This window comes from Actinomadura sp. KC06 (assembly GCF_004348735.1).
Lineage (GTDB): Bacteria > Actinomycetota > Actinomycetes > Streptosporangiales > Streptosporangiaceae > Spirillospora.
Window position 1 is genome coordinate 1 of the sequence record NZ_SMKT01000083.1, and the last position, 13,904, is coordinate 13,904.

Here is a 13,904-nt window from a genome sequence, read left to right on the forward strand (position 1 = left end):
GGCGAGGAGTTCGCGGGCCGCGCCGCGGTCGGCCGCGACGACGGGAACGCCGCAGGCCAGCGCCTCCAGGACCGCCAGGCCAAACGACTCGACGGGACAGGTGGCCAGGGCGACGTCCGCCGCGGCCAGCCGCCGGACCACGTCCTCGCGGCGGTGCACGTGGCCGTGGAAGCGGACGGGCAGCGCCTCCCGGATGGCCAGCGAGCGGAGCGCGGCATGCAGCGGGCCGCTGCCCACGACGTCCAGTTCCACCGAAACGCCGCGCCGTCGCAGTTCCCGGACCGTCGTCAATGCCAGGTCGGGGTTTTTCTCCCGGGAGAGTCGCCCCAGGTGGACGAGCCGGATCGATCCTGAGCTTTTCGAGGGGTCGTCCTCCCGCGATGAGGCGGAGCGTTCGACGGTGTCGTCGGCGGGTCGGAATGTGGCCAGGTCGACGCCCAGTGGAACGCGGTGCAGGCGGGGTGTCCCCACCCTGGCGAACTCGGCCGCGGCGAACGCCGAGGTCGTCACGACGTCGTCGAACATCGCGGCGAGCCGCCGGTTCCAGCGGTCGGTGACCTGGTCCACCGGCAGGCGGCCGGGCAGGTGCGGCGCCAGGATCGCGTCCAGGCGCTCGTGGGAGAACAGCACCGTGCGGACCCCGCGCCGCCGGGCCCAGCGGGCCGCCACGGTAAGGCTGGCCTTGTCGGAGATCTCCACCACGTCCGGTTCGAGGCGGGCGAGTACGCGCAGCACCGGGCGCGGGTCCAGGACGAGCCGGTACCCGGGTGCGACCGACATGCCGGGCACCGTGATGAGCAGGCCCTTGTCGCTTTCCGTCCGGGTGTGCGCGCGGCCGGGCACCACCAGCGCGCGCTGGTGCCCGGCGGCGGCGTAGCCCGCTCCGAGCATGTCGACGGCGGTGCGCAGCCCGCCGGACACCGGGCTGTACAGGTTGGCGAGCTGCACGATCCTCATCCCGTGACCAGCTCCTGGTAGGTCGTCGGGCGCCCGCCCGCCGCGACGGCCAGGTCGACGGCGGTGAGCGCGGCGCGGCGCAGGCCAGGGCGCGTCAGGTCCGCGGGGTGGAGCGCGATCCGGAACGGCATCCGCAGCCGGGCGAACGTCCGTGCCGCGTCGACCATCAGCCGGGCACCGGCCCGTTCCCCCGCCGCTCCCGGCCGGTGCGACAGCGCGGGCATCCGCCACACCGCGAGTGGAGCTCGTCGATTGGATGGTGGCGGGTGGGGGCTGGAGGACGGTCCGTCCGGCAGGCGGTGGACGGCCAGATGGCTCGTCCAGTAGGCGAACCCGAGCGCGGCCAGCGCCTGCCGGGTGCCGGGGGACGCGAGCCAGCCCGGCGGTGTGAACCCGGCCGGCTCGATGCGCGCGTCCGCCAGCAGGTCCAGGCCCGCGCGCAGCCGCTGCCGGGCCTGCTGCTCGGTCAGCGTCCAGAATTCCCCGGCCCCTCGGACCAGGACCCGGTTCACGCCGCGCCGCCAGGGCGGACCGCCGGGGACGCCTTCGTGCCGGTATCCGTGCAGGGCGAGTTCGTGCCCGCGTGCGGCCGCCTCGTGCAGGTCCTTCACCAGGACGGGGTCGTCGGGCAGCGCCGGGCCATCCCCGAACGGCGCGGGGATGAGGAGCAGCGTGGCGGGCACGCCGCGCTCGTCGAGGTCGGCGAGCCATCGCCTGGTGGCCGCCGCGGTGCTCGGGGCGACGTCGTGCACGGACACCACGAACGGGAAGCTCTTCGGCGGGTTCATGCGGCATCGTCGGCACGCTGCACGGCCGCCGCGTCGGCATGCCGGACGGCCGCCGCGTCGGCATGCTGCACGGCCGTCGCGCCGGCATGCCGGACGGCCGCCGTGTCCGCATGCCGGACGGCCGCCGCGCCGGCATGCTGAACGGTCGCCGTGTGGGCGCCGCCGGACACCTGCCGGTAGTGGCCGAACAGCTCGTCGCACACGACGTCCCAGCCGCGTCCCTCGACGGAGGCAAGCGCCCCAACGCCCAGACGGCGGCGCAACTCCGCATCGGCGACCAGCGCGGACACGGCCGCTCGCAGACCCTGACCGTCGTCGGGCGCGAACAGCAGCCCGTTCACCCCGGGCCGGACGAGGTCGAGCGGCCCGCCCGCCGCGGCGGCCACGACGGGCACCCCGCAGGCCAGCGCCTCCTGGATCGCCTGGCAGAACGTGTCGTCGACACCGGCGTGGACGAAGACGTCCAGGGACGCCATGAGCCGCGACAGCTCGGTCCCGGTGCGCACTCCGGTGAACACCGCGTCCGGCATCATGCGGCGCAGGCGGCGCTCCTCCGGGCCGTCGCCGACGAGCACCAGCCGCGTTCCGGGAAGCCCGGCCAGCGTCGCGAGCATCCTCGGACGCTTCTCGGCGGCGAGCCGTCCGACGTATCCGACGACGACCTCGCCGTCCGGGGCGAGCGCGGCCCGCACCGCGGCGGACCGGTGCGATGGGTGGAACCGCTGCCGGTCCACGCCCCGTCCCCACAGCGACAGCCGCGGAATGCCGCGGCGGCCAAGCTCGGCGAGGACCGGGGTGGACGGCACGAGCGTCCGGTCGGCACGTCCGTGCAGGCGGCGCAGCCACCACCACACGGCCCGGTCGGTGCCGCGCAGCCCGTACCGCTGGGCGAACCCGGCGATGTCGGTCTGGAACACCGCCACGGCGGGGACGCCCAGCCGTTCCGCCGCGGCCAGCCCGGAGACGCCGAGCACCATCGGCGCGGCGAGATGGACGACATCGGGCGCGAAGTCCCGCAGCACCGCGGTGACCAGCCGGGTCGGTACACCGACGGCGACCGACGAGTAGAAGGGGAGCCTGACGCCGGGGAGGAGCTCCACCGGGGCCCCGGCGTAAGACTCCGGGCAGTTTCGGGAGGCGTGGAGGCTCGTCTCACCACGAGAGACCAGCCCAGAACGGGGCGCGACGACCAGCGCCTGGTGCCCGCGCGCGGCGAGCTGTTCGAGAACGCGGCAGACCGAGCCGGTGACACCGTTGATCTGCGGCAGGAACGACTCGGTCACAATGGCGATTTTCACGGCACACAGAGTGATCGCCTCGTACGACCTTGCAACCGCACATGTCATCCGAAAAGACGAACAACGCGAAAACCTTGGATTCGTCCGACCGTATGCGCGGCGGCTGATCTCCCTGGCGTCCGGGCGTCGCGGCTACCATCGCCCAGTGGCGTGGATCGACCCGGCGACCTGGTACGCGCAACTGCCCGCCTGCTACCTGGCGACCGCCATGCTGCTCACCGACACCGAGGACCGCGTGCTGCTGGTCAAGACCCACTATCGCGACGACTGGGGCCTTCCCGGCGGCGTGGCCGAGGAAGGCGAACCCCCGCACCTGGCGTGCCGCCGGGAAATCGGCGAGGAACTCGGCCTGGACCGCCCCGCCGGCCCGCTGCTGGCCGTCGACTTCGCCACCGCCGACGGCCACCGGCTCCGCTCGATGATCTACCTGATCTTCGACGGCGGGACCCTCACCGGCGCCCCCGCAATCACCGTCCAGGAAGACGAGATCGCCGAGTACGCCGTCCTGCCACCAGATGCCGCCGCCCGCATGGCGCCCGCCACCGCCCACCGGCTGCCGTGCGCACTGACCGCGCGCCGCACCGGCCGCGTGGCCTACCTGCCGTCCGGACTGACCGCTTATCGCACCACGTCGTAGACGAGCTTCGCGACGCCGTTGGAGTAGGTGGCGGAATCCCGGAGCTTCAGGTTCAGCTTGTCCCGATCCTCGCGGCTGAAGATGCTCTTCCCGGCTCCCAGCAGTACGGGGAACACGAGCAGGTTGTACCGGTCGATCAGGTCCGCCTCGGCCAGGCGCCGGGCCAGTTCGGCGCTGCCGTGGATGAAGATCGCCCCGCCCTCTTCCTGCTTGAGCGCCGCGACGTCCTCGACCGAGCGCAGGATCGTGATCGGACCCCAGTTGTCGACCAGGTCACCGTCGTCGATCGTGGTGGACACGACGTACTTGGGCAGGTCCTTGTAGGCCGCGTGGTCTTCGGACCTGGGCCAGATCGGCGCGAACGCCTCGTAGCTGCGACGGCCGAACATCAGGGCCGTGGTGTCGGCCAGCTCGTCCGCCTTGAGCGAGTACGCCTCGGGCACGAACTCGGTCTCCATCACCCAGCCGCCGCTGCGGTGGCCCTCGGTCTTCCCTCCCGGCGAGTCCACCACGCCGTCGAGCGACATGAATCCGGTGTAGACCAGCTCTCGTGTCATCGTTCTTCCTTCCGGGTTGAATCATCCATTGTCCAAGCGAACAGGGCTTCTGCCGACGCTGTCCGCCGTGGTGTGCTGCGTTGAGACCACTGTGGCAGCAGACGTTTACCGTTTTCTTACGTCGCCCGGCCCGACCACCGTAAACAGCCAGCCCCAGAGCCCGACACGGCCCGGAGCCGGGGCCGTTGAGGCTCGCCCACCAATCCGTGGGGCGATCATGAGCGCCAGGCTCTAGCAGCCTGGGCGAGGCCAACGGTCTGACCTGGTAGGACCTTGATCGTCACAGGTAGTCGGGGACGGCGACCTTGTGTGGTTCGAGATGTCGGGGTTCACGTCCCCTTACTCACCCTTGGCGAAGGCCCTGGGCGCTCGGCCGGGGGGTTCGTCGTGCTTGATGCGTCGACTCTGGATGATCGGCCCGTTATGCTCCGTCCCTATACATGCCAACGACACCCCAAGGGCTTCGGATGAGTGTCGATGAGACGGCCCCGCTGCGCGTCCTCGTCGTGGACGGCGACCCCCAGGTCCGGGCCGACGTGACCACCCTGCTCGACGCCAGCGACGAGCTCAGCGTCGTCGCCGAGACGCCCGATCCCGCCGCGGCCCTCTCCCTGGCCGAACGCCTGCGCCCCGACATCGTCCTGCTGGACGCGGCCGCCGCCGGGCACGCGAGCCCCCTCAGCCACACCTCCCGCGTCTTCGTCGTCGCGGGCGTGGACGACCCCGCCGCCCAGGACGCCCTGCGCGCCGGTGCCTGCGGCCACCTCGTGCCCGGCTCCTTCACCGTCCCCGACCTCATCCGCGGCGTCCGTGCCGCCTCCCGCACGTCCCTCGGCCTGTCCGCCCGCGAGTCCGAGGTCATGGACCTCATCGCCACCGGACGCTCCAACGGGGAGATCGCCCGCCAGCTCTTCCTCAGCGAGAAGACCGTCAAGAACCACGTCAACCGCATCTACTCCAAGCTCGGCGTCAGCTCCCGCGCGACCGCCATCGCCCTCTGGCGCGGCATGGTCAGCGTCCTCCCGACCCGGGACTAAACCGATTCGCACAGGTCCGCAGCGCCTGATACTGTTCTTCCTGTCGCAAGGGCCCGGAGGCCCGCCGACACGCGCCGTTAGCTCAATTGGCAGAGCAGCGGACTCTTAATCCGCGGGTTCGGGGTTCAAGTCCCTGACGGCGCACTCCTCTCTGATATGGGCGTTCTTCGTTCGCGAAGGACGCCCTTTGTGCCGTTCGGGCGGGGGCGGGAATGGTGGACCGCCTCTTACTGGCGCTTTGGTTTCGGTGTGCGGGGTCGGGCTTTCCAGTCGCCGTAAAGCTCGACGTATGCCCGGCCGGTGGTTCGCCTGCCGGCGTATGTGCCGGTCACGGCGCAGGCGGCCTCGTAGAGGCCGCGGGGTTGGCCCGGGTAGGGGACGTCGAGTTCCTGCTCGGTGACCAGCGAGCGGATGTCGAGTCTGGTGTTCCGGCGGGGGATCTCGACGAGCCAGCGTGTGGGGTAGGTCTGCCCGGTCACGGGGCTCGTCCAGAAGTCGCGGGCGTGTTCGGCTAGAGGGACGATCGAAGCGACCGTGTGGTGGCCGTTGGGGTCGACGATGGTGGCGTATGCCTGGTCATCGCCGTCCTGTATCAGGTTCCAGACGTTGAGACGGTCGCCGTTGTCGAGGTGGACGGCCATCCACGTCCAGCGTTGGATGTTCTGCCAGTGCCAGGTGCCCCATTGCCTGTCGAGCCAGGATGTGCCGCGAACGCGGTGCGTGTGGCCGTCGATGGTGAGGGTGCCGCGCGTGCTCAGTGACGGTAGTGAGTAGTAGTAGCTGAAACCGTCCGCGAATGGGATGAGGCCGGTGCCGCCCGGGTACAGCGCTGGGCCGGTGTGGCGCAGCGTCATCTCGATGTGCGCGTTGGGCAGGTTCGCGGAGAGGCGCATGGCCTGCATGGGGCCGGCCAGGGTGGCGTCAGGTGTGCGGAGGTCGAGTTCGTCGGTTGAGAACGACGCTCGGTCGGGCTCGTAGCGTCCGACGAATCCGTGGTGCTTGCCGGCGGTCTCATCGGTGATCGCCGCGTGGACCTCCGGCCCGGCGCTGGAGCGGTTGATCGTGACTTTGTAGCCGAACCATCGCCGGCCGGTTCTGACGTGGCCGACGACGTACCACCATTCGTAGGCGACGTCCGCGTCGGAGGCTTGGTCGGCCGGCAGGTGAACGTATCGGGGAAAGGTCTGCTGTGCATGTGGCGAAAGGGCGGCCGACGCGCGCTGCGGCGGGCTGAGGATTGGAGCTGCGGTGGCGGCCAGGCCTAGCGCGATGACGTTTCGTCTACTGGTCATGGGGTCTGCCCTTCGGGTGAGTAGGTGCGGGTGGAGGCGATCGCGGTGGCCGTGAGGACGCCGACGACGGTCCAGATCGCGGCTGGCATCGCGTCGGTGTAGGCGTTGGTGTCGAAGTGGGTGGTTGCTGAGGTGTCAGTGGTGCCTGTCTGCAGGACGGCGCCTACTACTACTGCGCCTAGCAGCGTTCCGAGCTGGCGCAGGGTGCTGATGACGCCGGAGGCGGCGCCGGCCATCGCGGGCGGGACGTCGCGCATGGCGAGCGCGTTCGCGGGTGCGAACACGATTCCGGCACCGACGCCGCAGACGATCATTCCCGGCAGCAGTAGGAGGACGTCGGTGCCCTGACCGGACGCGGCGAGGAGCAGAAGGAAACCCGCAGCGAACAGCGCCAGGCCGGGTGGGAGGATGAGCCGCGGATCGACACGATCGGCTAGGCGTCCCATGACCGGCGAGATGAGCAGTGTGGCCACGGCCGGTGGCGCGAGTATCAGCCCGGCCTCTGTCGGCGTCATGTCTCGTACCGATTGCAGGTAGAGCGTGTAGATGAGCAGCAGCGCGACTGTGGCGAACAGGGCGGCCATCAGCACCGCGTTCATCAATGTGAAGTTCTGACGTCCGAACAGCTGGAACGGCAGCAGGGGCGCGCCGCCCTGCTTTGTGCGTTGGTGCAGCACGAATCCGGCCAGCAGGACTAGTCCCAGAACGCCGAGGACGGCGGCCTGCCAGCCGTAGCGCTGTCCTTCGAGCAGGGCGAACACGACTAGGAAAAGGCCGCCTGTCGACAGGAGCATGCCGACGAGGTCGAGGCCAGGCGCGTGGTCTCGACGCGAAGCGTGGACGGGAAGGAGCGCGTATCCGCCTGCGAGCGCGATCAGCCCGAGGGGAATGTTGACGAGGAAGATCGCCCGCCAGGTGAAGGCGTCCACCAGAAGCCCGCCCGCGGTCGGACCCGCGATGGTCGCCAGGCCCGCGACGCCGCTCCAGACGCCGAACGCGAAGCCTCGCCTCTCGGGGGAGAACGTTGTCGTGATGAGCGCCAGCGTTTGTGGCATCAGCATGGCGGCCCCAGCGCCCTGCATGCTGCGGGCTGCGATGAGCTGGGCGGGGTCCTGCGCCAGGCCGCACAGCGCGGATGCGAGCGTGAACGTCGCCAGACCGACGAGGAACATCGCCCGCGGGGTGTAGCGGTCGCCGAGACGGCCGAAGGTCAGCAGCAGCACCGCGAAGACCAACGTGTAGCTGTTGACGACCCACAGCGCTTGCGTCAGGGACGCGTCGAGCCGGTGCTGGACGTCGGGGAGTGCGATGTTGACGATGGTGGTGTCCAGCATCGTCATGAAGAACGCCACGCACACCGTGGTCAGGACCGGCCCTGCTCGTTTGTGCGTCGCACGAGTCGTGCTCGCGGCGGCCTGGGTGTGGGCCGACGATCTCGGGGTCATGTCGCGGCCGGTTCAGCCGTACGGGTCTGGTCGGGCGAGGACGCGCGGGTGCGGATCAGGACGCTGCCGTACCACGCGATCCAGACGACCCAGAGGAGCCATCCGGCCAGGCCGAGGAGGTCGATCGGTCCGGGGTCGTCGAAGGCGAGTGGGAGCAGGAAGGCCGATGCGAACTGAAGTCCGGCGGCCGTGAACCCCAGGATCGCGTGTGATCGGCGGATCAGGCGGGTGCGGAGACCGGCCAGGGAGAGGCCGATCATGGCGGTGGCGAGGAAGGTGCCGTTCAGCGCGAAGTACGCCTCGTTCAACGACCACAGAGCGTTCGTCGCGGACTCGTCCTCCGCTGTGCCGGTCAGGGCGAGGCGGGTGGCGATGACACCGGCGAAGGTCGTGTTCTGCAAGAGGAGGCCGGCGAATCCGACGAGCGACCACGCCTCGCCGCGGCGCCGCTCCATCGGCCACAACGCGGCGGTCGCCGCGGCGCCGAACACGGTCGCCAGCAGCCACACGATCGGGCCCATCGCGCTGGTCACTTCGACGACGTCGCCGTGGTCACCGAAGAAGTCGGCGACCTCGTCGTGCGGTGCGCCGATGAGGGGAATGCCCGCCGGGGCGAGGATGAGGTTGGTGCCGACGAGCAGGACGGCGAAACCGATGGCGGCCCAACCGCCGATACGGGAGAAGCTCATGACGCGTGTTCCTTCGTGATGGGCGTGTCTGCGGGTTCCGGGCGTGATTCGAGGTTCAGGCTCGGCAGCCGGCGTGCCACGGGGGCGGGCATCCACCAGGCCCAGCGGCCCATGAGCTGCATCGCGGCCGGGACCACCAGGCAGCGGATGACGACGGCGTCGACGAAGATCGCGACGGCCATGCCGAACCCGACCTGCTGCAGGAGCCGCTGCGGGCTGAGCATGAACGCGCCGAAGATGAGGATCATGATCAGGCCGGCGGCGGTGATGACGGCGCCGGTGTGCGCGAGGCCCTCCCGCACCGCGGTCTCGTCGCTGCCGGTGCGCTCGCGCTCCTCGTGGATCCGGGAGACGAGGAACACCTCGTAGTCCATCGAGAGCCCGAACACGATCGCGAACACCAGGACCGGGATGTACGCCTCGATAGGCGCCGGGTCGATGCCGAACAGTCCCTCCTGGAACACCAGGGTCATCGCGCCCAGCGCGGCTCCGATGCTGACGAGGTTCAGCACGGCAGCCTTGATCGGGATCAGGACCGACCGGAACATCAGCATCAGGATCAACAGCGACAGCCCGACGACGACCGCGATGAAGTACGGCATCCGTTCCGCGACCTTGTCGGCGTAGTCCTGCGTGGCCGCGGTCGCCCCGCCGACGAAGAAGTCCGCGCCGGTTTGGCCCGACAACTCGGGCAGGACGTCCGCACGCAGGGCGGTGACGAGTTCGGCGGTGGCCTCGTCCTGCGGCGCCGAGTCGGGGACGGCCAGGACGGTGGCGACCCGGCCGTCCACGCTGACCGTCGGCGGCGTCGTGGCCGCGACGCCCGCGGTTACGGCGAGCACGCGCGCCGCCGCCTGCGCAGGCTGCTCGGCTCCGCGGTCGCCGCCGTCGACCGTGATGAGAAGCGGGCCGTTCACCCCGGGGCCGAAGCCCGCGGCGAGGAGGTCGTAGGCCTGGCGGCTCGTCGTCCCGGACGGATCGTTCCCGGCGTCGGCGAAGCCCAGCCGCATGGTCAGCGCCGGGCCCGCGAGGGCGCCGAGAACGACGGCGGCCACGACGATCGCCGGGACCGGACGCCGCTGGACGGCCGTCGCGAGACGCCGCCACGCCGCCCCCTCGGACCGGCTCGGATTCTTCGCCGCTCGCCTGGCGGCACGCGCGGTGAACTGGCGGGCGAAGCGCCGTCCGAACAGGCCGAGGAGCGCGGGGAGCAGCGTCAGCGAGGCGATCATGGTCGCGAGCACCGTGAGCGCGAGCGCCAGGGCCGACCCCTGGACCGAGCCCAGCCCGAGGGTCACCAGGCCCAGCAGCGCGACGATCACCGTCGTCCCGGCGAAGAAGACCGTCCGCCCGGCGGAGTCGATCGCCGTCGTCGCGGCCGCCTCCGGCGCCCTGCCCCTGAGGAGTTCGCCGCGATATCGCGCGAAGATCAGCAGGGCGTAGTCGATGCCGACGCCCAAGCCCACGAGCACCATGAGGTACTGGGTGTACGAGGAGATCGTGAACAGGTGGGACGCCAGGATGATCACGCCGACGGTCGAACCGACCGCGAACAGCGCGGTGATGATCGGCAGGCTCGCCGCGATGACCGTGCCGAACATCAACACCAGGATCACCAGTGCGGCCAGGATCCCGACCGTCTCCGCCGTGCCGGTCTCCCCTTCGGCCAGCAGGCGGGCGGCCTCACCGCCCACCTCGACCTCGAGGCCGGCCGCCTCGGCCGACTTCGCGGTGTCGACGATGCGCTGCACCTCGTCGAGCGACATGTCCTCCGACGCGACGTCGAGCACGGCCGTCGCGTAGCCGACGGTGCCGTCCCGGGAGACCGTGGAGGGGCCCGCGTACGGGCTGCTCACACGGCTGATGTGCGGCAGGCCACCGACGTCGGAGAGCGCCGACTCGACCTTCGTCCGGACGGCGGGATCGCCGAGCCCGCCGGCGGAGTGGAAGACGATCTGCAGCGTGTCCCCGGCGCGTCCGAAGCCGTGCTCGGCCATCAGGTCGGCGGCGCGCTGCGATTCCGTGCCCGGCAGCGACACATCGTCGCGATAGCCGTCACCGGCCGCCGACGCGGCCACCCAGATGCCGGCCAGGACCGCGACCCACACGCCGAGCGCCGCCAGCTTGCGGCGCTGAGCGAACCGCGCGATCCGGACGAACACGCCGGACGATCGCGCGGGCCGCATCGAGTCACGCCCTCCGCTACCGGCACTCATGGACTCGCCCCTGACGTCCTGAGGTCGGCGCGGCCGTCCGGCACGGCGTCGACACCGTCACCCGGTGGGCGGCACGGATGGAAGGGTGGTGAACGAAGCAATCAGTACCTGTCATGCGCGCACTATATTCATTAGAGTGAGCGTAAAGTCAAATGGAGCCGGTCATGCCCGATGAGCCCCAGAAGCGCCGCTACGACTCGCTGCGCCGCGAAGCGCAGGCGCTGGAGACCCGCGCCGAGATCGCGCGAGCGGCGCGCAGGCTCTTCGTCGCGCAGGGCTGGGCGAGCACGACGGTCCGCGACGTCGCCCGCGAGGCCGGCGTGTCCGCGCCGACGGTCTACGCCACCTACAAGAACAAGACCGGCCTGACCCGCGCGCTCGCCGACGCCGCCGGCCTCTCCGCCGACCCCGCGCAGATGCTCGAAGAGCTCGAGGACCCGTCCGCCGACCCCGCGGACCAGCTCGCCGCCATGGCCTCCTTCGACCGCCGCCTCTACGAACGCGCCGGCGACATCATCGCCCTGATCCGCGACGCGGGCCGCAACGAACCCGAACTCGCCGCCATCTACACCAACGGACGCAGGGCCGCGGACCAGAACAGGCGGCAGGTCTTCGAATCCTGGCCGGACGGCTCACTGCGCGACGGCCTCGACCTGGAGACCGCGATCGACATCTACGCCGCCATCTGCAACATCGACGCCTACTCCACCCTCCTCAACGAACGCCGATGGACGCCCGACCAGATCGAGCGGTGGTGGCGGGACGCACTCCCCCGCGAACTGCTCGCCCCCGACCGCCGGCGCCCCCGTCCGTGACCAGCACGCCGGACGTGCTCGGGCGTCCCCGGTTGGGACGGACGGTCTCAGCTCCGGTCGGTGGGATCGGATGGTGGGGTCGGGTGGTCGCCGGGCTTCTAGGCGTCGATGTGGGCGATGCCCGGGCGGCCGTCCTCGATGTAGGCGGTCGCTCGGGTGCTGATCAGGGCGTCGGGACGCGTCACATAGGGTTCTCGGCCAGCCACGTCTGGCCGCCGGGCGTGCTGTCCGCCCCGTCCCCGCTGGAGCTGATCGACGTGCCGAGCAGCTCGGCGCCGACGGTGCGGGAGTCGGGGTCGCTGAAGTCCTGCTTCAGATCACGTCCGTTGCCTTGGCCGAGGCGTTGGTGACGGTCAGCGTGCCGGACGCGGTCGCGCCCGGCTGCTGCAGGACGATCGCCGGGTCCACCGAAGCCCCGAACTGCGCCGGGACCAGCGCGCCCCGCGCGTACGCCTGGACCTCGCGCAGCGAGTAGCCGAACTGCGTGCCGCGCTCGGTCATCGCGACCCGCAGATACCGCCCGCGGCCGGAGACCGGCAGGACGTCGAGCCCGCCGTCGCCCGAGGCCGTCGAGTGGAGCGTCCGCCAGGAGCGCAGGTCGTCGGACGCGTCGACCGAGAACCCGCTCGCGAACGCGGTCTCCCATGTCAGCACCACGGCGCCGAGGTCGGCCGGACGGCCCAGATCGATGATGACGGACTGCGGTTCGGTCTTCGGGCCGCACCAGCGGGTCCGTTCGTCGCCGTCCACCAGCATCGCCTCGTGGCAGTCGGGCCGCTCCCGCGACGACGACCAGGCGAGCGCGCCCTGCGCCAGGTTCTGGGTGGGGCCGTCCAGCAGCTTCCACTGCGGTTCCTTGCCTACGGAGAAGGCCCTGGCCGCCAGGGCGTCCCACCCGCCGGTGAGCGGGGATTCCCACAGTTTCTGGCTCATCGCCCGCAGCGGCATGTCGAGCCGTCCGGCCTCCTGCTCCTCGGTGGCCGCGGACGGGCTGTCGTTCCACACGTGCAGCTGACCGCCGTTCCCGGGCCGCGGCGGCGTCACCCGCACGACCACCTTACGTCCGCTCAGAGCCTCCAGGTCTTCGGCGAAGGTCCGCGCGTCGTCGGCGAGCTGGGCCGCATGGCGCGGGTCCACCTGCACCTGGACGGCGCCGAGCTTGAGCACGAAGTCACGGCCGCCGGGACGCCATTCCTGCAGCGCCGGAACCGTGACGGGCGCGGCGGACGGACCCGGTGGCGGCACCGGCTCGGCCTGATCGGCGGCAACAGGCTCGCGCCTCGGCGCCGCGCGCGGGCCGGTTCAGGGTTCTGTCAGCTGGTAGGCGCGCAGGTTGGCGAGGAGCATGTGGCAGTCCTGCAGCGATCCGGACGAGTCTCCGAGCGAGCGGTAGATGCCCCACTTGGGGCGGACACGATCGGCGAGGAAGGTGTCCACGCCCGTCTTCGCGGCGTCGATGACGGTCTCCCCGCCGTTCTGGATGATCCAGCGCACCGAGCCGGACGTCCCGTCGCCGATCGCCAGCTGGAAGTCGACGTCGATCCACCTGTCCTGGAGCGGCTCCAGGTCGGCGCGTTCGACGAGGATGTTCGGCTCGAACACCTTGAGCTCGATCGTCTGCGCGCCGCCGTACCGGCGCAGCGACTGGACGATGATCGGCAAGGTCCCGGTGCCCGGCTGCTTCATCTGCATGACGTGCGTGAAGGTGCTCGTCGCCTTCAGCGAGGCCGGAATGCACATCGAGTACGTCACGCGCCAGGTCTCCCCCGACTTCCATTCCAGGTGAGGCCCGCCAGCGGGGTCTCGCATGCCGGTGACCTCTTGGCGCTGCCGGTCGGTGCTGGTGTCGCGGTCGGCCATGTGCATGTCGAACCGGTACGCGTCACCGTCCACGCGGATGTGCGGCTGCCCGGACGGATGGGAGTCGGCCCGGTCGTCCTCGATGGTCTCGAAGGCGCGCAGGCCGTCGACGGCGGGGGACGGCGACCAGCGCAGCCGCCAGGAGGAGGCCGCCGCGCGAGGGGCGCCGCCGGGCAGCGCCGCGGCCGCGATCCCGCCGGCGGCGGCCCCGAGGACCGCGCGGCGTGACGGGCGGCCGCGCGGGGTGCGGAGGTGGGAGCTCATCGGTCACCTTTCGTAGATGGAGCACTATGCCGAGCGCCGGTGCTCGCGT

Annotated in this window: 13 protein-coding genes and 1 tRNA gene; 4 read left to right on the top strand and 10 right to left on the bottom strand. The window is 71.0% G+C overall.

Annotation, left to right across the window (positions count from 1 at the left end):
* The 3 genes from E1287_RS24840 to E1287_RS24850 all read right to left on the bottom strand — a co-directional run.
* The coding region (locus E1287_RS24840) for a glycosyltransferase (RefSeq protein WP_131967465.1) at positions 1 to 957 on the bottom strand (957 nt) is incomplete at its 3' end.
* On the bottom strand, positions 954 to 1,745 hold the full coding sequence (locus tag E1287_RS24845; RefSeq protein WP_131967466.1) for a polysaccharide deacetylase family protein: 792 nt from the start codon (positions 1,743 to 1,745) through the stop codon (positions 954 to 956). The genes E1287_RS24845 and E1287_RS24840, both read right to left, overlap by 4 nt.
* Entirely contained in the window at positions 1,742 to 3,043 is a 1,302-nt protein-coding gene (locus E1287_RS24850) for a glycosyltransferase family 1 protein (protein WP_207934441.1), read from the bottom strand. Before E1287_RS24850 ends, E1287_RS24845 begins: the two co-directional genes overlap by 4 nt.
* Before the next feature lie 145 nt (positions 3,044 to 3,188).
* Here E1287_RS24850 and E1287_RS24855 point away from each other — a divergent pair, with 145 nt between their 5' ends.
* Complete coding sequence (locus E1287_RS24855; RefSeq protein WP_207934442.1) at positions 3,189 to 3,680, top strand: NUDIX hydrolase; 492 nt, start codon at positions 3,189 to 3,191, stop codon at positions 3,678 to 3,680.
* Here E1287_RS24855 and E1287_RS24860 read toward each other — a convergent pair.
* Complete coding sequence (locus E1287_RS24860; protein ID WP_131967468.1) at positions 3,662 to 4,237, bottom strand: dihydrofolate reductase family protein; 576 nt, start codon at positions 4,235 to 4,237, stop codon at positions 3,662 to 3,664. The two genes, E1287_RS24855 and E1287_RS24860, sit on opposite strands and share 19 nt — an antisense overlap.
* Before the next feature lie 467 nt (positions 4,238 to 4,704).
* On the opposite strand from E1287_RS24860, the gene E1287_RS24865 reads away from it, so the two are divergent.
* Together E1287_RS24865 and E1287_RS24870 are read left to right on the top strand one after the other, a co-directional pair.
* Complete coding sequence (locus E1287_RS24865; RefSeq protein ID WP_131967469.1) at positions 4,705 to 5,274, top strand: response regulator transcription factor; 570 nt, start codon at positions 4,705 to 4,707, stop codon at positions 5,272 to 5,274.
* Between the two features lie 71 nt (positions 5,275 to 5,345).
* Positions 5,346 to 5,418 (top strand) — tRNA-Lys (locus E1287_RS24870).
* 83 nt (positions 5,419 to 5,501) lie between these two features.
* On the opposite strand, the gene E1287_RS24875 is transcribed toward E1287_RS24870, so the two are convergent.
* The 4 genes from E1287_RS24875 to E1287_RS24890 all read right to left on the bottom strand — a co-directional run bounded on the left by E1287_RS24875 (position 5,502) and on the right by E1287_RS24890 (position 10,886).
* Positions 5,502 to 6,566, bottom strand: coding sequence for a lipocalin-like domain-containing protein (locus tag E1287_RS24875; RefSeq protein WP_131967470.1), 1,065 nt, complete (start codon positions 6,564 to 6,566; stop codon positions 5,502 to 5,504).
* The gene (locus tag E1287_RS24880) at positions 6,563 to 7,918 is read right to left on the bottom strand and encodes an MFS transporter (protein WP_165969167.1); all 1,356 of its coding nucleotides are present in this window, start codon (positions 7,916 to 7,918) and stop codon (positions 6,563 to 6,565) included. The genes E1287_RS24875 and E1287_RS24880 overlap by 4 nt, the downstream gene beginning before the upstream one ends.
* Positions 7,919 to 8,007: 89 nt before the next feature.
* Positions 8,008 to 8,700: a hypothetical protein gene (locus tag E1287_RS24885; protein ID WP_165969168.1), complete on the bottom strand. Its 693-nt coding sequence runs from the start codon at positions 8,698 to 8,700 to the stop codon at positions 8,008 to 8,010.
* Complete coding sequence (locus E1287_RS24890) at positions 8,697 to 10,886, bottom strand: MMPL family transporter (RefSeq protein WP_243719419.1); 2,190 nt, start codon at positions 10,884 to 10,886, stop codon at positions 8,697 to 8,699. Before E1287_RS24890 ends, E1287_RS24885 begins: the two co-directional genes overlap by 4 nt.
* A gap of 194 nt (positions 10,887 to 11,080) precedes the next feature.
* On the opposite strand from E1287_RS24890, the gene E1287_RS24895 reads away from it, so the two are divergent.
* The gene (locus E1287_RS24895; RefSeq protein ID WP_131967472.1) at positions 11,081 to 11,731 is read left to right on the top strand and encodes a TetR/AcrR family transcriptional regulator; all 651 of its coding nucleotides are present in this window, start codon (positions 11,081 to 11,083) and stop codon (positions 11,729 to 11,731) included.
* A gap of 312 nt (positions 11,732 to 12,043) precedes the next feature.
* On the opposite strand, the gene E1287_RS24900 is transcribed toward E1287_RS24895, so the two are convergent.
* Both E1287_RS24900 and E1287_RS24905 read right to left on the bottom strand, forming a co-directional pair.
* Positions 12,044 to 12,976 carry a discoidin domain-containing protein gene (locus E1287_RS24900; RefSeq protein ID WP_131967473.1) on the bottom strand — a complete coding sequence of 311 codons (933 nt, stop codon included), beginning with the start codon at positions 12,974 to 12,976 and terminating at the stop codon, positions 12,044 to 12,046.
* 57 nt (positions 12,977 to 13,033) lie between these two features.
* Positions 13,034 to 13,855: a Tat pathway signal sequence domain protein gene (locus E1287_RS24905; RefSeq protein ID WP_131967474.1), complete on the bottom strand. Its 822-nt coding sequence runs from the start codon at positions 13,853 to 13,855 to the stop codon at positions 13,034 to 13,036.
* Between the last annotated feature and the right edge of the window lie 49 nt (positions 13,856 to 13,904).